Genomic DNA, 18,227 nt, shown 5'->3' on the forward strand with positions numbered 1-18,227 from the left:
GCTATGACGGGCGACAAGCAGCCATTATCGGTATCGCGCCAGCGGATCGACAAATGGCTGTTCTTTGCCCGCATGGCGAAGTCTCGTTCGCTGGCCCAGGCGCATATCCAGGATGGGCATGTGCGCGTCAACGGCGAGCGGGTCGTTCAGCCGAGCCACAATGTGAAGGTCGGCGACCGCGTCGAATTGTCGCTGCAGCGAAGGGACCTAGCCCTGGTCGTCCTTCAACCGGGATCACGGCGTGGTCCTTTCGAAGAGGCGAGGCTTCTCTACGAGGACGTCTCTCCGCCCGTAGATGAGGCGAACCGGCCCACTCCTTTCGAACAGGCTCAGCGCATGCCCGGGAGCGGGCGACCGACGAAGCGCGAACGCCGAGACATCGACCGGCTAATGTCCGGCGACGAATAGAAAACTCTGCCTGCGAACGACGGCTTTGGGGATTGTTTATCCTTGAAATCCACGAACAAAGCCGATACGTCACGATCCACCTGCTGGCAACTGCCGGCCGATATAGGCGGACGTTCGAGAACCGCCATGTCTGCTTCGGCTGCCGGGGGGATGCGCGCGACGTTCCAGGTCGCCGGCCCCTCGGAAAACCCACGATTCCTCGGAGTGCCTCATGACATATGTCGTGACTGACAATTGCATTCGCTGCAAGTATTTGGACTGCGTCGAAGTCTGCCCGGTCGATTGCTTCTATGAGGGCGAGAACTTCCTCGTCATTCATCCCGACGAATGCATCGATTGCGGCGTCTGCGAACCGGAATGTCCTGCTGAGGCCATCAAGCCCGACACCGAGCCGGGCCTAGAGAAATGGCTGAAAATCAACACGGAATATGCCTCGATCTGGCCCAATGTCACGGTCAAGCGCGACGCGATGCCGGAAGCCAAGGAGATGGACGGCGTCGAGGGCAAATTCGAGCAGTTCTTCTCGCCGAATCCAGGCACCGGTGACTGAGACGGTTGCCGCGCCGCGATCGGCAGGAAGCTGTCGATCGCGTGCGTGATATGGCTTGAAACGGCCGTGCCAGCCCCGCTTGGCATGGGGACCGCCGCGCCGTCCATGGGCCTGGCGAAGCGAAATATTGATTTCCTCAGTTTTTTGTGATAAGGTCCCTTTACTGTTCCAAATGTGGCATACGAATGCCCCAAACCACCACGAAAGCAAACTATCGATCCGCACGCGGTTTCCTCGACATATCAAAGTATTGACTTGTCGGGAGCATAGATCGCGATGACCGGAATTTCTTTGCATGTGTCTGGCTGGACCAGATGAAGTCACCCCGACGGTCGTTCCGTCTCATCCGGGCCCGACTGACCCGGCCCCGGCGTTTGCCGGGTGTGTATTAGGGAGTTTTTGAAAAGAATGACGACCCAGCAGAAAAAGCCTTCCGCGCGCCATGGCTTCAAGACCGGTGAACCAATCGTATATCCCGCCCATGGCGTTGGTATGATCACCGCGATCGAAGAGCAGGAAGTTGCTGGCATGAAGCTTGAGCTTTTTGTCATCGACTTCGAGAAGGATAAGATGCGCCTGAAGGTGCCGGTGGCGAAGGCCATGAGCATCGGGATGCGCAAGCTTTCCGAGACGGATTTCGTCGATCGCGCGTTGAAGGTCGTTCAGGGCAAGGCCCGCGTCAAGCGCACCATGTGGTCGCGCCGCGCGCAGGAATACGATGCCAAGATCAATTCCGGCGATCTCATTTCCATCGCGGAAGTGGTTCGCGATCTCTATCGCGCCGAGAACCAGCCGGAGCAATCCTACTCGGAGCGCCAGCTCTATGAGGCTGCGCTCGACCGCATGGCTCGCGAGATCGCGGCCGTCAACAAGATGTCCGAAACAGAAGCCGTTCGCCTTGTGGAGACCAATCTCAACAAGGGTCCGAAGCGTGGCAAGGCTGTCGACGAAGACGACTCCCAGGACGAGGCAGCCTAATCATACAGGCGGAAGCCATTGCAAAAAACCCGGCCGTCGAGCCGGGTTTTTTATTGTCTCATTTTTCGGAACTTTTCTCATCATGCCGCGTTTTACAAATGTCTCTGCGGCCTTGCGAACGCGCGCTCGACCCTCCGCTGCAGCGGCATGTTCAGGATGACTGAACTATGCGTTGTTCAACACCCCTGGTTACCCTGGGTAAGTAGGTCTCCGCATCGTTCTGACAAGTCTGACTGAACGGGATAAATGCCCGGACTGTCGTCGATGCTCCGGTTGCTTTTGAAATCCAGTCCTTTTCATCCGCGCAGCAATGCGCGGGACGGGTTGTTTATGCTTTTGGCTACCAGGCCTGGCCGGATTTGAGGAGATCGATATGAAGAATATGTCCGCAGATCGCCGCATGATCAAAATTGCAATGGCAGCCCCCTATCTCGATAGAGAAGAGGAGCATGATCTGGCGGTGCGCTGGAAGGCGCACGAGGATCGCAGCGCCCGCAACAAGATTGCAACGGCGCATATGCGACTGGTCATCTCGATGGCGGGTAAGTTTCGCAACTTCGGCTTGCCGATGAGCGACCTCGTGCAAGAGGGCTATGTCGGATTGCTGGAGGCCGCCGCCCGCTTCGAGCCTGAGCGCGAAGTTCGATTTTCGACCTATGCCAGCTGGTGGATCCGGGCCTCCATACAGGACTTTATCCTTAGAAACTGGTCGATCGTGCGCGGCGGCACGAGTTCCGCGCAGAAGGCATTGTTCTTCAATCTGCGCCGGCTTCGCGCCAAGCTCGCCAGGGGCGATGCGCATCTGACGGTCCGCTCGATCCATCAGGAAATCGCCGCAGCGCTCGGCGTCAGCGTCAACGACGTGCAAACGATGGATGCCCGCCTGTCGAGCAGCGACACATCCCTGCAGGCGCCGTCGATCGCCAGCGATGCCGAGAGTGCCGAGCGCATGGATTTCCTGATCAGCGACGATCCACTGCCTGACGAGCAGGTGTCGAACATGATCGACGGCGAGCGCCGCCGCGTCTGGCTCGCCTCCGCGCTTACCCACCTCAACGAGCGGGAGATGAAGATCATCCGTGCTCGCCGGCTGGCGGAGGATGGCGCGACGCTCGAGGAGCTCGGAGCCGATCTCGGCATTTCCAAGGAGCGCGTTCGTCAGATCGAAAGCAGGGCGATGGAAAAGCTGCGCTCAGCGCTGGTCAGCGCCGATCCCCGCATGGCGGCCTACGCCTGATCATCTTAAAACCCGGCCAAGCGCCGGGTTTTTCATTCCGAGATAATCTTCATGCGATCGCCCGGCGAAATCGCCGCCCCCGTCGGAAGGGCGTTGATGAGCTTGAAGAGATCGAGCTTGCGATCTGTACCCATCATTCGCGAGGCAAGTGTCGTGATGGTGTCGCCCGGTTTGACGGTAACGACCCGCACGCGGAGTGGCCTGAGCGATGCCGCCTCTTCCGGGGTCATGTGCCGGAAGCTGGCTCTCAGCGCATTTGCGGTCGGATCGAGCGCCGCGCTGCCCTTCGGAACGGCCGTCAGGAAGCGGAAGATCTGCTGCTTGTCGCGAATGACGGTAACGTCGAAATCCCAGCGGTCGGCGGAAGCGCGGGCGGTTGCGGCTTCCATGCCATTGACTGTGATCTGCCGGATCGTCGAGGGGTCGAGGCCGGTTACCCAGCCGCTGGAGATATAGTTGGTGAGCGCCTGGCCTTGGCTGTCGGCAACGCCGTCGAAACGGATCGCCACGTCGCCCGGACCAGTTGCCAGCACCGCCTCGACCTTGTTGTCGATACGGAAATCCTCGGGCACGTCGAAACGGATGCCGAGCCCGCCATGCAGGAAGGTCTGGCCGCGGACATAGCCTTCTTCCGGGCTGTCGCCGTAGAGCAATCCATCGATGCCGTCGAGAAAATAGCCCCGCCCAGCGTCAACCTTGTTGTCACCCGCGGCGGCGCGGGCATGCTCTCTCGCGAGCTCGATGCGCTGGGGCGTATTCGGATGGCTGGAAAGGAAGTCCAGGCTCTGGTCGGCGTCGGAATTGACCGACATATAGCGGCTGTAGGCTTCCATGGAGTCGAGGAAGCGCGAGGCGGCAAAGGGATCGTAGCCGGCTTCGGAAAGCGTGCGGATGCCGATTTCGTCAGCCTGCAGCTCCTGCTGGCGCGAGAAGGCGGCAAGCCTGAGCTTGCCCCGCGCCAGTGCCTGCTTGCCGGCAAGATCGCTCGACAGCACTTCAGCGACGACGCGGCTGGCGATAACCTCCGCTTCCTCGCGTTTCTGGCGCTCGATGCCGTGATTGGCGGTGACGTGCGCCATCTCGTGCGCCAGGACGGCAGCCACCTCAGATGCGTCGTTGGCAAGCGCGAGCAGACCGCGCGTGACGTAGAGATAGCCGCCTGGAAGCGCAAACGCGTTGATCGCCGGCGAATTCAGGATGGTGATACGATAGGACTGGTTCGGGTTTTCCGACACGCTGGTCAGCGCGCCCGCGATCCGCGCCACGAGGCGCTCCGTCTTGGCGTCCTTGTACTCACCGCCATAGCTGGCAACGATGCGTGGATGCTCGCGCGCGCCCATCTGCGCACGCGGATCGTTCTTTTGAACCTCGGAGACGATCTGGGGGCTGTTCGACGGACCGACATGGGGCTGGTAGGTCTGGTCCATCATGCTCTGGCAGCCGGCGATGAGGCTGGCGCCAAAAAGTATGACGAAGAGAGCCCGGGCGCGTCGGGAGCCGCCTCGCCTTGCTGCGATGCCAGATCCGGATGCTAGCCGCTCGCGCCTCGTGTCGTTCAGTGCCTGTTTCCTGCTCATCTCGTGTTCATGCCGTTAAGCACCAGTTGGATCATCGCCGCATCGCGTCAATTTTCGACCCGGGGACTGTCCGCCCTGTCCTAACGGTATAGGCCTTCTGCTTAGCTGATTTCGGCACTGGTTGCATAGCGCACATCCGCGTTATTATGGAGGCGTTGTATTTTAGCAAGCACGTCGCTTCGAATTCCGTATCCTCCCGCAACACTGAAATTATGGCGAAAATTGCGGCGAAATGCTGCATTGCACTCAATCGTCCAGAAATTGCCTTAGCGACGGCAGCGTCCGACATTCCAGAAACTCGCTAAGCGGCGCGGCGAGCCGGATCTCACCTCCGTCAATGAAGACGGCAAAATCGGCGAGACGACGCACCTCCTTCGGGTCGTGCGAAACGATCACCACGGTATTTCCGGTTTCGCGATGCAGGTCCAAAAGCAATTCCGCCATGTCGACGCGCAGGCTTGGATCGAGAGCCGCGAAGGGTTCGTCGAGCAAAAGCACCGGACGGTGGCGGACAAGCGCCCGGGCAAAGGCCGCACGCTGCCGTTCGCCGCCCGAAAGCGTCCCCGGCATGCGCTTTTCGTATCCGCCAAGGCCCACCCGGACAAGCGCCTCGGATATCCGCTCCCGGTCGGGCGTGGAAAGACGCATGGAGGGGCTGATGCCGAGGCCGACATTGGTGAAAAGATCGAGGTGGGCGAAAAGATTGTTATCCTGAAAGATCAGCGAGACCGGCCGTTCGGCTGGATGCCGGCCCGTCATGTCGACGCCATCGAAAGCGATGCGGCCGCTCTCCGCCGTCTCGAAGCCGGCGAGCAGGTTGAGAAGGGTCGACTTGCCGGAACCGGAGGGTCCGGTGACGGCGATGATCCGTCCCTTCGGCAGCGCGCAGTCGAAGCGGAAGTCGCGCAGCCCGAGCCGCAGCCGCACGCCCGACATGATGATGGCATCATCCATGCCGTGCCTCCTCCTCGTCGGTCTGTCCGGCGGTCCCCAATACAGTCAGCACAAAACAGACCAGCCCGAGAATGAGTGCGAAGCCTGCGGCATCATTCGTCCGGTAGCTGCCGAGCTTGCTGTAGACGAGCCATGGAAGCGTGACCAGGCTATCCGATCCGAAGAGCGCGACGGCACCGAGATCGCCGAGCGAGAGCGCCATTGCGAAGGAAAGCGCGGTGAGGAGCGGTCGCCTAAGGCCCGGCCAGTCGACAAGCCGCAGTCGCGAGAAGCCGGAAAGCCCAAGGCTTGCGGCGAGCCGGCCGGTGCGCCTTCGGTGGATGGCGTAGGCCGGCTCAAGAACGCGGATGACGAAGGGCAGCGCCATGAGCGCATTGATAAGGACGATGAGGGTCGCGGCAAAACGCGACGGATCGCCGAAAGGCATCAGAGCCATGAACCAGCCGGTTGCGAGCACGATCGGCGGCACCAGCAGAATGAGCGAGGAGCATGCGCCAAGCGCTGCGTCGAGCAAGCGGGCATGCAACGGCCTTCTGCGTTCGGCGGCAACGGCATGGCGGGCACGATTGATGGCAAGAGCGATCGTAACCGCCAACAATCCCGAGGAAAGCGCGATCGAAAGGCTCGTCAGCGCCGCCCGCAGGAACAGGGGATCCATCGCAAGCTTCAAAAGATTGGCCTTCAGCCCGTCAAGAACGAGGGCCACAAGCGGCAGCGCGACGAAGAGCGCGGCCGCAACAAGCACCACGCCGTCCTTGGCGCGGGCAGACACGACCGTGCCGTCGATACGGCGCACCGCCTTGCCCGCCGTCGTGCCGTGATCTCTAGGCGCTGGAAAGAGCATCATGGCCGCAAGGACGACAGCGGTCACGGCAATCTGCAAAAGCGACAGCGCCACTGCGCGGCCAGGGTCGAAATCGAAGCGGAGCGCCTGGTAGATCGCCACCTCGATCGTGGTGGCCGCCGGTCCGCCGCCAAGCGTCAGCACCAGCGTGAAACTCGTGGCGCAGAGCATGAAGATCAGCCCGGCGATGCCAGGGAGAAGCGGCCGAAGCACCGGCCATTCCACGAAGCGAAAGAGGGCGGCGGGCCGCATGCCGAGCCCACCCGAAATCAGCCAGTATTCGGCCGGCACTCGCTCCAGCCCCGCCAGCATAAGCCGGCAGGCGAGCGGCAGGTTGAAAAACACATGTGCAATTAGAATGCCCGATAGCCCATAGATCGAAATCGGCTGGTCAAGCCCGATGCCTTGCAGGAGGGCGTTCAAAAGCCCCTGGCGGCCCCAGATGCCAAGAAGGCCGAGAGCGCCGATCAGCACCGGCAACCCCATCGGCACCGCCATCAGGCGAATGAGCCAGATGCGGCCGGGAAAGCGCGGCTGACGAGCGAGCGCGCGGGCGACCGGGATGGCAAGCGCGACCGACAGGAGCGTCGAAAGCGTTGCCTGCAGCAGCGTGAAGCGCAATACGCGCAAAATATAGGGATCGATCAGCGGACCGGCGGAGGGGCTCGCGACGCCGGCGTTCAAGAGAGCGCCGACCGCAAGCCCGGCAAACAGCAGTATGCCGGCGAGGCTCAACACCCCGCCGGTCATCGCATGCCGTTTCTCAGCGCGGCTGAGCATCGTTGGCCGTCAGTTCGAGCTGGTGGCGACCAGCCATTCGTCGATCCAGGCCTTACGGTTCTTGGCGACGTCCTGCGGGCTCATCAGGAAGGTCTTTGCAGGCACCACCAGCTTGTTGAAAGCATCGGGCAGCGGCTCGGAGGTGGCGGCGACCGGCATCATCCAGTTGTTGGTCGGGATCGTATCCTGGAAGCCCGGCGTGCCCATGAACTTCAGGAATTCGCGGGCTAGATCCGCATTCTGAGACGATTTCGTAAGCCCGGCCACTTCGACCTGAATGTAGTGGCCTTCGGAAAAGTCCGCTGCCTGATAGCGGTCCGTCTTCTCCTCGATCATGTGGTAGGCGGGCGAGGTGGTGTAGGAAAGCACCATCGGCGCTTCACCCTTGGTGAAGAGGCCGTAGGCCTCCGACCAGCCCGGCGTCACGGTGAGAACGCGACCTTTAAGCTTTCCCCAGGCTTCCGGCGCCTTGTCGCCATAGACCGACTTCACCCAGAGCAGCAGGCCGAGGCCTGGGGTCGAGGTGCGTGGGTCTTCGATAACGATCTTCTGCGCCGGATCGCCGTCGACCAGTTCCTTCAGGCTTGTCGGCGGGTTCTTCAGCGTCTGGGTGTCGTAGACGACGGCGAAATGGCCGTAGTCATAGGGCACGAAGACGTCGTCCTTGAAATCGCCGGGCACCTTCAGGCCGGAAGTATCGATGCCGTGCGGAGCAAAGAGCCCGGTGTCCTTGGCTTCCTGGACGAGATTGGTGTCGAGGCCGAGCACGAGGTCAGCCTTGGTGCCGGCGCCCTCGAGCTTGAGGCGCGAAAGCAGCGCCACGCCGTCCGTGACGCTGACATAGTTGACGGTGCAGCCGCAGGTCTTTTCGAACGCGGCCTTCACCTTGGCGCCGGGGCCCCAATCGGCGGTGAAGCTCTCATAGGTGTAGATGGTCAGCGTTTTGTCCGCGGCCTCAGCGCTTGCGGCGCCAAGGAAAGCGGTACCGGCGGCGAGCGCCAGGCCGGTCATGAGGGTCTTCAGATAGCGGGCGGTCATATAGCGCCTCCTCCGTGGTTTCGTTGTTGAACGGGAAAAGGGCGCTGTGGTGTCACGCGTCTAATCCCTCCGCCGGTCTTAACCGGATCAGGTTCCGCGGGTTGGCTCGTAAAAGCCTCTCAGCCAGATGTCCGGGTGGACATGCGGGCACCCCGTTAGAGCGTCGTGAGATTTAGCCCCGCAGGCGGCGGATGGCAAGAGGTCTGCTCTTGGCCGCCGCGGGCGCCTGTTGTGCTTGTGCCGGCTATTCCGCCGCCTGAGCCGTCGTCTCGGCGTCCGCTCGCTTTGCGGCGCCCGGAAGCTGCACGTTCTTCAGGCGGACAGCCAGGCATAGGCCGAAGAGGCAGAAGCCGGCCGCCGTCATGAAGAGGGGGTGGAAGGCGCCGGCATAGGCCTCGGCGATGGCTTGACGTGCCGCATCGGGAAGGGCCGCCATCATCTTCGGCGTCAGCTCCTCGATATTGCCGACGCCGGGGATGGAGACGCCGACATGGCCGAGCTTCGCGCCGATGATCGCACCGTAGATCGAGATCGCGATCGAGGCGCCGCCCATGCGCGACAGCGTGACGGCGCCAGTGGCCGCCCCGACATCGCGGCTGGGAGCGGCATTCTGCACGCCGATTACCGGCACCTGCTGGGCAAGTCCGATGCCGATGCCGTGCAGCAGCATCAGCCCGCCGATGACATAGATCGGCACGCCTGCGGGAACCATCGTCAACAGCAGGAAGGCGATGCTGCTGCAGCACAGGCTTGCGACCGCGAAGGGCTTGTAGCGTCCGGTGATCGATATCAGCCGGCCGGCCGAAAGCGAGCCGCAGACGATGCCGCCGGTCAGCAGGATGAAGAGCAGACCGGCCATGGAGGGCGAAAGGCCGGTCGTTGTCTGCAGATAGAGCGCGAAATAGTTGACCATGCCGATGGCGACGCCGCCGCTGAGCACGGAAATGGCGAGCAGCATGCCAAAAGTCGGATTGCGAAACAGCGACATAGGCACGATCGGTTCCGGCGCGCGCCGTTCGACCACCACCCACATGATCGCGGCAAGCACGCCGGCCCCGATGATGGCGAGACTCTGCGGCGCCAACAGCGAGCCGAAAAGTTCCGTGGCGTCGGCGACGAGCACGATACTCGTTGTCGTCAGCGCAAGCAGGACCGCGCCGGCATAGTCGATCTTCGGTTTGCGCACCGGCTTGCGATAGGGGAGCATGGTGATGAGGCCGGCCATCACGATAAAGCCGATCGGCACATTGACCAGAAAGATCGAGCGCCAGCCGAAGAGGTCGCTCATCGTGCCGCCGAGCGCCGGCCCGATGGCACCGGAGGCCATCAGGACGAGGCTGGAATAGCTCTGATAGCGAGCCCGCTCGCGCGGCTCGAACAAGTCAGCGTTGATCGAGAAGATCGAGACCATCAAGCCGCCGCCGCCAAAGCCCTGCAGCACGCGGGCGGCGATCAGCGTGTTCATCGACACCGCAAGTCCGCATACCGCCGACCCGATGGTAAAGATCGCAATGGCCGTCAGCATCACGTATTTGCGCCCGAAGAGGTCGCCGAGCTTGCCGTAAACCGGCATCACCGCGCTCAACGACAGAAGATAGGCCGAGCCGATCCAGCCGAAACGCTCAAGATGTCCAAATTCGCCGACGATGGTCGGCAGCGCGGTCGAGACGATCTGATGGTCCAGGGTCGCCATGAACATCGCGGTCATCAGGAAGAAGAAAAGGATGAGCCGGCGACGGGGATCCGTTACGAGCGGGGCGGTCGTGGTCTGCATGTCCATGGTTGCGTGCTTGTCCGTTTGGGAATGGCTTATATATGTGCTATTAGCATATAAATGTCAATCGCACGATAATGCGCGATGCATATTTAAAATCACCCGCGCCTCTGGTATGGTGAATTCATGACGGCAGCTTCGAAGACACGCGAAAGTGAAACGCCCGAGGGCGGCGACGAGAACATCCGGCGCATCGGCCAGGTGATGACGCGCATGCGCCTGATGACCGGGCGGCGAGTGATCGGCCGCCTCGCGATTCAGAATGTCGCGCCCGGTATGGAGCTGTCGCATCTCGATGTGCTGGAAGCGGTGCGCCGCGCCGAGCAGTTCGGCGAGGTCACCGTGGGCACCGTCGCCGAAAAGTTGCGGATCGACCCTTCGCGCGCAAGCCGGATCATTGCCGAAATGGTCGGCCGCGGCGTGTTGCGGCGCAAGGCCTCGCAGGCGGATGCGCGCCGGATCGTCGTCGTTCTGACCGCGCTCGGCCAGCGGCTGTTGCAGGAGATCCACGCGCAGAAGCTCACCGTCGTCCAGTCGATCACCGCCGGCTGGCCGCGCGAGGACGTCGAAGCCTTCGCGCGCCTGTTCGATCGCTTCGTCAGCGGTTTCGAAGAGGCTTTTCAGGCACGCGAAAAGGATTCGGACGGCTGATACCGCTCAGAGCCTCAGAGCGAGGCACCGTCAACCGGCTCAAACGTGATGCGCGTTGCCTTGGCAAGGCTTTGTGTCGACTATCGTTCCTTTTCGGCGCCCGTGGGACGTTTCTCTTTCCTCTCCGCCCCACTTTGCGCTAAGGGCATGTCCCCATGAGCGAACCCACCTTTACCATCCTGCTTGGCGGCGAACTGCGCCTGACGGAGCGGCTGCGCCAGCGCGTGGTCGGCAGCCGATTCATCGCGGCCGACGGCGGTATGCGGCATGCGGCGGCGCTTGGCGTGGTGCCGGAACTCTGGGTCGGTGATTTCGATTCCACGCCTGCCGATCTGGAGCGCGCGTTCGCCGAAGTGCCCAAGCAACCCTATCCGGCTGCGAAGGCGGTGACGGACGGCGAGATCGCCGTTTCGGAGGCGATCGAACGTGGCGCGCGTGGCCTGATCCTTGCTGGTGCTCTCGGTGGTGAGCGCTCGGACCACGCTCTCCAGCATCTTCTCTTCGGTGTGACCCTCGCCGAGCAAGGTTTCGATGTGCTCTTGACCTCGGGCGATGAAGAGGCTGTGCCGTTGCTTGCGGGGACGATTGACCTTGCGCTTCCGGCAGAATCGCTGTTTTCGGTACTGGGTCTCAGCGAACTCAAGGGCCTCTTCATCGAGAATGCCCGCTATCCCCTGCGCGACTTCCACCTGCCTTTCGGTTCGTCGCGCACGATTTCCAATGTGGCGGAGGGCCCTTTGCGCCTTTCGCTTGGCAGCGGCAGGGCGGTCGTCCTTGCCCGCCCCTATGACCTTTCCGGAGTGTGATTTTTGGCGCCCCCCATCCTGAAACTTGACGATGTTTTCCTGAGCTTCGGCGGCGCGCCGCTATTGGCGGGCGCTGCCCTACAGGTCGAGCCGGGAGACAGGATCTGTCTGGTCGGGCGCAACGGCTCGGGCAAATCGACGCTTTTGAAGATCGCGGCCGGCATGGTCGAAGCCCAATCCGGCGAGGTTTTCCGGCATCCGTCCGCGACGGTTCGCTATCTCGACCAAGCGCCGGATTTCGCCGGCTACAAGACCGTTGCGGCCTATGCCGAAGCTGGACTTGGTCCCGGCGACGATCCCTATCGCGTCACCTACCTGCTGTCCCATCTCGGACTGACCGGAGAGGAGGATCCGAACAGCCTTTCCGGCGGTGAAGCGCGCCGCGCGGCTCTCGCCCGCGTGCTGGCGCCGGAACCGGATATCCTCTTGCTCGACGAGCCGACGAACCATCTCGACCTGCCGACAATCGAGTGGCTGGAAGGCGAGCTGCAGAAGACCCGCAGCGCCCTCGTCCTTATCTCGCACGACCGCCGTTTTCTTGAAAAGGTATCGACCGCGACGGTCTGGCTCGACCGGGGCACCTCGCGCCGGCTCGACCAGGGTTTTGGCGCCTTCGAGGCTTGGCGCGACCAGGTGCTGGAGGCGGAGGAACTCGAGCAGCACAAGCTCGGCAAGGCGATCGAACGCGAGGAGCATTGGCTGCGTTACGGCGTCACGGCGCGGCGCAAGCGCAACATGCGCCGTCTCGGCGAGCTGCAGGGCATGCGCGCCCGCTACCGCGGCCACAAGGGTCCGCAGGGTTCGGTGCAGGCAAGCGCCTCCGATGCGCAGGAATCCGGCAAGCTCGTCATCGAGGCGGAAAAAATCACCAAGAGCTACGGCGACCGCACGATCGTCGCGCCGTTTTCCATCCGCGTTCACCGCGGCGATTGCATAGGTCTCGTCGGCCCGAACGGCGCCGGCAAGACGACGCTGCTGAAGATGCTGACCGGGCAGCTTGCGCCGGACGCGGGCACGGTGAAGCTCGGCACCAATCTGGAAATCGCGACCCTCGACCAGAAACGCGAAGACCTCAATCCGGAGGAGACGCTCGCCCATTACCTGACCGACGGTCGCGGGGAAAACCTCATCGTCAACGGCGAGCAGCGCCATGTCACCGGCTACATGAAGGAATTCCTCTTCCAGCCGGAGCAGGCACGCACGCCGATCAGGAACCTCTCGGGCGGTGAGCGTGCCCGGCTGATGCTGGCGCGCATCCTGTCGCGGCCGACCAATCTCCTGATCCTCGACGAGCCGACAAACGACCTCGATATCGAAACGCTGGACCTGTTGCAGGAAATCGTCGCTGGCTTCACGGGCACGGTCATTCTCGTCAGCCATGACCGCGATTTTCTTGACCGCACCGTGACCTCGACGATCGCGCCGGCCAATCCTGAGGATCCCGATGGTCGCTGGATCGAATATGCCGGCGGTTATTCCGACATGCTCGCCCAGCGCAAGGGGGCGATCGAGGAACGCCGGAAGGCTGAAAGAGCCGCCGAAAAACAGAAGCCGCAAGAGACGGCGGGCGGCTCGGACGCTTCGAAAGCCAAGGGCAAGCTCTCCTACAAGCAGAAATTCGCCCTGGAGAACCTTCCAAAGGAAATGGCCAGGGCGGAGGCCGAGATCGCGGCCCGCGAGAAAAAGATGGCCGACCCCAACTTTTTCTCCAGGGATCCCGCAGCCTTCAACCGGCTTGCCGCCGAGATGGAAAAGCTGCGCCACGGCCTGACGAAGATGGAAGAGGAATGGCTGGAGCTGGAAATGCTGCGCGAAGAGCTGGGAGGCTGAGGCCGCCCTCACATCGCATGTCCATGACTTGATTGCCGAAGTCTATTTACTTCGAAATCAGAATAGGCAAGATTTCAGCCGCGACCGAGGATTTTTCCCGAGCGGCTGACACGAGCCGCCATGCAGTGCATGACTGATGCTTGCTGGCCCGTCCCATCCAACTGACGGCGTGACTTAGACTTTCACATTCCTCCTCGGCCAGACTGCGCTCTGAATGACGTTATCGGCTGGCTGCGACATCGCGCCAGTCTGTTGCTCGAACGAGGGTTTTGCATGACACGCGATCTGTTGCGTTCCCTGCTCGTCGGTTGCTGCCTTGCTCTCATTTCGCTGCCCGCATCGGCCCAGACGGCACCGCCGGCCCCACCCGTGACCGTTGCCAAGCCCGTCGTGCGCGACGTCGTCGACAATGACGAATTCATTGGCCGGTTCCAGGCCGTGGACGAAGTGCAGGTTCGCGCGCGTGTCGGCGGCTATCTTCAGGAAGTACATTTCCAGGACGGCGCCATGGTCAAGCAGGGCGATCTGCTCTTCGTCATCGACCAACGGCCGTTCCAGACGGCGCTCAATGAGGCAACGGCGGCGCTCGAGGTCGCCAAATCGACGCTGACGCTCGCCGACGCGCAGTTCAAGCGGACGGAATCGCTGGCAAGCACCGGCAGCCAGTCCGCTTCGAACCTCGACGACCGCCGCCGCGACTTGATCGCCGCGCAGGCGAACGTGCGCGGCGCGCAGGCCGCCGTCGATCGCGCGACGCTGGACATGGACTATACGAAGATCACGGCGCCGCTGGGCGGCCGTATCGACCGGAGGCTGATTTCCACGGGCAATCTCGTGCAGGCCGACCAGACGGTGCTGACCACTATCGTCGCGCTCGACCCGATCGATTTCTATTTCGATGTCGATGAGCGGCGGCTTCTGTCCTACGCCACCACGGCCCGTGGTCGCGGCAGCGCGTTGCAGCAGGGCGGCGGCGCGCTCGACGTCTCCGTCGCCATCGCCGATTCAACGCAGCAGCCCTTCAAGGGCAAGCTCGACTTCGCCGAAAACCGCGTCGACAATCAGACCGGGACGATGCGCCTGCGCGCGCGCTTTCCCAATCCGGAACTCATCCTGCAGCCCGGCCTGTTCGGACGCATCCAGATTGCCGGTTCCAACACCTACAAGGCCATCCTCGTGCCCGACGAAGCGATCGCGGCCGACCAGGACAAGCGTCTCGTCTATAGCGTTGCGGATGACGGCAGCATAACGCCGAAGACGGTGCGGCTGGGACCGAAGCTGCATGGCTACCGGGTGATCCGCGACGGCATGACCGGCGACGAAACGATCGTCGTCAACGGACTGATGCGCATCAGGCCCGGGGTCAAGGTGGCGCCGCAGATGATCGAACTGCCGCCCGAGGGCATGACACCAGGAGCGAGCCAATGAGGTTCGCGCATTTCTTCATCGATCGGCCGATCTTCGCGTCGGTTCTATCCATCGTGCTTCTGATCGTCGGCGGGATCGCCTACTTCCAGCTGTCTGTCGCGCAATATCCGGAGATCGCGCCGCCGACCATCGTCGTCCGCACCGCTTATCCGGGCGCGGACGCTCAGACCATCGCCGACACGGTGGCGACGCCGATCGAGCAGGAGGTCAACGGCGTCGAGGACATGCTCTACATGTCTTCCTATTCGAGCGCCGACGGCTCGATGGCGCTGACCATTACCTTCAAGCTTGGCACCGATCTCGACAAGGCACAGGTCCTCGTCCAGAACCGCGTCGCGATTGCCGAGCCGCGACTGCCGGAAGACGTTCGCCGCATCGGCGTCACGACGGCGAAGAGCTCGCCCGACCTGATGATGGTGGTGCATCTGCTCTCGCCCGACGACCGCTACGATCAGCTCTATATCTCCAACTATGCCCGCAACCGCATCCGCGACTCGCTGGTGCGGCTCGATGGCGTCGGCGACGTGATCCTCTTTGGCGAGCGCGAATATTCGCTGCGCGTCTGGCTCGATCCGCAGAAACTGTCGGCCTATGGCATGACGTCCGGCGACGTCGTCCAGGCGCTAAGGGATCAGAACGTTCAGGTCTCCGGCGGCTCGATCGGCGGCCCGCCCAATCCCGGCAGCAGCGCCTTTCAGTATACCGTGACGACCCAAGGCCGCTTCGCCGATCCGCGACAATTCCGCTATGTCATCGTCAAGGCGACCGACGCGGGCCGACTGGTCCAGCTCCAGGACGTGGCGCGCGTCGAACTCGGCGCCAAGGACTATGTCACCAACAGCTACCTCAACGGCAAGCCGGCCGTGGCGATCGGTATTTTCTCCCGCCCGGGCACGAATGCGCTTGCCGCGGCAGACAGCATCAAGACGCTGATGACCAATCTCTCGCAGGATTTTCCGCAGGGGCTCGAATATCGCATCGTCTACAATCCGACGGAGTTCATCGCTGAATCGATCGCGGAGGTCTACAAGACGATATTCGAGGCGGCCATACTGGTCGCGATCGTCGTCCTCGTCTTTCTCCAGTCCTGGCGCACCGCGATCATCCCGATTGTCGCGATCCCGGTCTCGCTGATCGGCACCTTTGCCTTTCTGTTCGCCTTCGGCTTTTCGCTGAACATGCTCACCCTTTTCGGTCTGGTGCTGGCAATCGGCATCGTCGTCGACGACGCGATCGTGGTGGTGGAGAACGTGGAGCGAAATCTCGCAAGCGGCATGACGCCGAGGGAGGCGTCCCACGTCACCATGGACGAGGTCGGCACCGCCGTCGTCGCGATCTCGCTGGTGCTGATCGCGGTCTTCGTGCCCACAGCCTTCATTCCGGGCATTTCCGGCCAGTTCTATCGTCAGTTCGCGGTGACGATTTCGGTGGCGACGGCGATTTCGGCGTTGAATTCGCTGACGCTGTCACCGGCGCTGGCGGCGATCGTTTTGAGGCCGCACGGCCACAAGCAATCGGGAAACCCGATCGCGCGCTTTGGACGTGGTCTCGCCAACGGCTTCAATCGCGGCTTTGACCGGATGAGCGCCGGCTATTCCGCCATCGTTCGCCGTCTTGTCTCGACGCCGCTTGCCGTCGGCTGCTGCCTGCTCGTCTTTGTGGGGCTGCTAGGCGCGACCTGGTATATGGGCCGCATCGTGCCGCGCGGCTTCATTCCGCTGCTGGATCAGGGCTATGCCATCGTCGTCGTGCAGCTGCCGGACGGCGCTTCGCTCTCGCGCACCGACGCCGTGATCAAGCAGGCATCCGAGATCATCCGCAAGACGCCGGGCGTCAAGAACGCGGTTGCCTTTTCCGGCTTCAGCGGCGCCACGTTCACCAACGCTTCGAACTCGGGCGTGGTCTTCGCGGCCTTCGAACCTTTCGAGGAGCGCGAGAAGCACGGCCAAACGGGTGGGGCGATCATCAAGCAGCTCTATGGCAGCCTGCAGAGCATCCAGGAGGCATTCATCATCGCCATCCCGCCGCCGTCGATCCGCGGCGTCGGCAATTCCGGCGGCTTCAAGATGCAGCTGCTCGACCGCGAATATCCCGACATGCGCCGCATCCTGCCACTCGCCTACGAGATCATGGGCGCTGCGGCCAAAACCTCGGGGCTTTCGGGGGTCTTCACCACGTTTTCTGCCAATAGCCCGCAATACTTCCTTCAGATCGATCGCGACAAGGCCCGCGCGCTGAACGTGCCGATCCCCAACATTTTCGACACGCTCTCGATCAATCTCGGCACATCCTATGTCAATGATTTCAACGCATTCGGCCGTGTCTACCAGGTGCGGGCGCAGGCCGATCAGCAGTACCGGCTGGATCGGGAAGACATTCTGGCGCTGAAGGTACGCTCCGCCACCGGCGCGCTCGTCCCGTTGGGTACGCTGGTCGATATCAAGGACACGACCGGCCCAGCGCTCGTGCAGCGCTACAACATGTATGTGTCGGTCCCCGTTCAGGGCAATCCAGCGCCCGGCTATTCCACCGGCAGCGCGCTCGACGCGATGGAGACGCTGACGAAGAGCGTCCTGCCCCCGGGCACCGCCTTCGAATGGACCGAACTCGCCTTCCAGGAGCGCAACACCGGCAACACGGCGATCTACATCTTTGTGTTGTCGGTCGTTTTCGTCTTCCTGGCGCTCTCGGCGCAGTATGAAAGCTGGATACTGCCACTTGCCATCATCCTCATCGTGCCTCTCGCGGTCCTTGCCGCGCTGATCGGCGTGCACTTGAGGGGCATGGACAACAATATCCTGACGCAGATCGGCCTCATCGTGCTGATCGGCCTTGCGGCGAAGAACGCCATCCTGATCGTGGAGTTTGCGCGGCAAGCCGAACTGGAAGGAAAAACGCCGGTGGAAGCGGCGATCGAGGCGAGCCACCTGAGACTGCGGCCGATCCTGATGACGGCCTTTGCCTTCATTTTCGGCGTCGTACCGTTGATGATCGCGCGCGGTCCCGGGTCGGAGATGCGCCAGTCGCTCGGCACGGCGGTCTTTTCCGGCATGCTCGGGGTGACGTTGTTCGGCCTCTTCCTGACGCCGGTCTTCTATGTCGCCCTGCGCTGGCGCCGCCGGCGGGTCACAAGCGAGGCGGCCGAGCAGGTCGCCGCCTGATCGGCGTTCCGCGATTTTTACGTGCAGAAAAAAAATTTTCGCGCAGGCATACACATCGGTCAAAACCATACCTACATTACCCGTGCTTCCGCCGCCGGAGTGTTTCGCGAGACGTTCGCGGGCAGGCGGAGGCCGGCGCCTCTGCCCGATACCGTAACGTGCGGCGAAGGCAGGGGAGGTGAATGCCGCGGCGGCGCGGCCGGCAGTCTGA

14 protein-coding genes and 1 riboswitch are annotated in these 18,227 nt (G+C 62.5%); of the genes, 9 read left to right on the forward strand and 5 right to left on the reverse strand.

Annotated elements, in window-relative coordinates; all coding sequences use genetic code 11:
* Positions 1–3 precede the first annotated feature (3 nt).
* The 4 genes from AB4048_RS06350 to AB4048_RS06365 all read left to right on the forward strand — a co-directional run bounded on the left by AB4048_RS06350 (position 4) and on the right by AB4048_RS06365 (position 3,173).
* Positions 4–408: an RNA-binding S4 domain-containing protein gene (locus AB4048_RS06350; protein ID WP_442201072.1), complete on the forward strand. Its 405-nt coding sequence runs from the start codon at positions 4–6 to the stop codon at positions 406–408.
* A gap of 211 nt (positions 409–619) precedes the next feature.
* Complete coding sequence (fdxA, locus tag AB4048_RS06355) at positions 620–958, forward strand: ferredoxin FdxA (RefSeq protein ID WP_442201073.1); 339 nt, start codon at positions 620–622, stop codon at positions 956–958.
* A gap of 408 nt (positions 959–1,366) precedes the next feature.
* Complete coding sequence (locus tag AB4048_RS06360; protein ID WP_442201074.1) at positions 1,367–1,936, forward strand: CarD family transcriptional regulator; 570 nt, start codon at positions 1,367–1,369, stop codon at positions 1,934–1,936.
* 373 nt (positions 1,937–2,309) lie between these two features.
* Positions 2,310–3,173 carry an RNA polymerase factor sigma-32 gene (locus AB4048_RS06365; protein ID WP_442201075.1) on the forward strand — a complete coding sequence of 288 codons (864 nt, stop codon included), beginning with the start codon at positions 2,310–2,312 and terminating at the stop codon, positions 3,171–3,173.
* 32 nt (positions 3,174–3,205) lie between these two features.
* Here the strand turns inward: AB4048_RS06365 and AB4048_RS06370 are convergent, their stop codons facing one another.
* The 5 genes from AB4048_RS06370 to AB4048_RS06390 all read right to left on the reverse strand — a co-directional run bounded on the left by AB4048_RS06370 (position 3,206) and on the right by AB4048_RS06390 (position 10,146).
* Positions 3,206–4,603 carry a M48 family metalloprotease gene (locus AB4048_RS06370; protein WP_442201095.1) on the reverse strand — a complete coding sequence of 466 codons (1,398 nt, stop codon included), beginning with the start codon at positions 4,601–4,603 and terminating at the stop codon, positions 3,206–3,208.
* Between the two features lie 393 nt (positions 4,604–4,996).
* The gene (locus tag AB4048_RS06375) at positions 4,997–5,704 is read right to left on the reverse strand and encodes a thiamine ABC transporter ATP-binding protein (RefSeq protein ID WP_442201076.1); all 708 of its coding nucleotides are present in this window, start codon (positions 5,702–5,704) and stop codon (positions 4,997–4,999) included.
* Positions 5,697–7,328, reverse strand: coding sequence for a thiamine/thiamine pyrophosphate ABC transporter permease ThiP (gene thiP, locus AB4048_RS06380; RefSeq protein ID WP_442201077.1), 1,632 nt, complete (start codon positions 7,326–7,328; stop codon positions 5,697–5,699). The genes AB4048_RS06375 and thiP overlap by 8 nt, the downstream gene beginning before the upstream one ends.
* Before the next feature lie 9 nt (positions 7,329–7,337).
* Positions 7,338–8,339: a thiamine ABC transporter substrate binding subunit gene (gene thiB / locus AB4048_RS06385; RefSeq protein WP_442201096.1), complete on the reverse strand. Its 1,002-nt coding sequence runs from the start codon at positions 8,337–8,339 to the stop codon at positions 7,338–7,340.
* Positions 8,340–8,413: 74 nt separating this feature from the next.
* Positions 8,414–8,531: riboswitch (TPP riboswitch) on the reverse strand.
* A gap of 79 nt (positions 8,532–8,610) precedes the next feature.
* Positions 8,611–10,146 carry an MDR family MFS transporter gene (locus AB4048_RS06390; RefSeq protein WP_442201078.1) on the reverse strand — a complete coding sequence of 512 codons (1,536 nt, stop codon included), beginning with the start codon at positions 10,144–10,146 and terminating at the stop codon, positions 8,611–8,613.
* A gap of 120 nt (positions 10,147–10,266) precedes the next feature.
* Here AB4048_RS06390 and AB4048_RS06395 point away from each other — a divergent pair, with 120 nt between their 5' ends.
* The 5 genes from AB4048_RS06395 (at position 10,267) to AB4048_RS06415 (ending at position 18,016) form a co-directional block, all read left to right on the forward strand.
* A complete protein-coding gene (locus AB4048_RS06395) occupies positions 10,267–10,791 on the forward strand; it encodes a MarR family winged helix-turn-helix transcriptional regulator (RefSeq protein ID WP_442201079.1) in 525 nt (174 codons plus the stop codon).
* A gap of 155 nt (positions 10,792–10,946) precedes the next feature.
* Entirely contained in the window at positions 10,947–11,597 is a 651-nt protein-coding gene (locus tag AB4048_RS06400; RefSeq protein ID WP_442201080.1) for a thiamine diphosphokinase, read from the forward strand.
* Positions 11,598–11,600: 3 nt separating this feature from the next.
* Positions 11,601–13,427, forward strand: coding sequence for an ABC-F family ATP-binding cassette domain-containing protein (locus AB4048_RS06405; RefSeq protein WP_442201081.1), 1,827 nt, complete (start codon positions 11,601–11,603; stop codon positions 13,425–13,427).
* A gap of 273 nt (positions 13,428–13,700) precedes the next feature.
* Positions 13,701–14,855, forward strand: coding sequence for an efflux RND transporter periplasmic adaptor subunit (locus AB4048_RS06410; RefSeq protein WP_442201082.1), 1,155 nt, complete (start codon positions 13,701–13,703; stop codon positions 14,853–14,855).
* On the forward strand, positions 14,852–18,016 hold the full coding sequence (locus AB4048_RS06415) for an efflux RND transporter permease subunit (RefSeq protein ID WP_442201083.1): 3,165 nt from the start codon (positions 14,852–14,854) through the stop codon (positions 18,014–18,016). Before AB4048_RS06410 ends, AB4048_RS06415 begins: the two co-directional genes overlap by 4 nt.
* The last annotated feature ends 211 nt before the right edge of the window (positions 18,017–18,227 follow it).

Source organism: Rhizobium sp. RAF56 (assembly GCF_052113965.1).
Classification (GTDB): Bacteria; Pseudomonadota; Alphaproteobacteria; order Rhizobiales; family Rhizobiaceae; genus Rhizobium.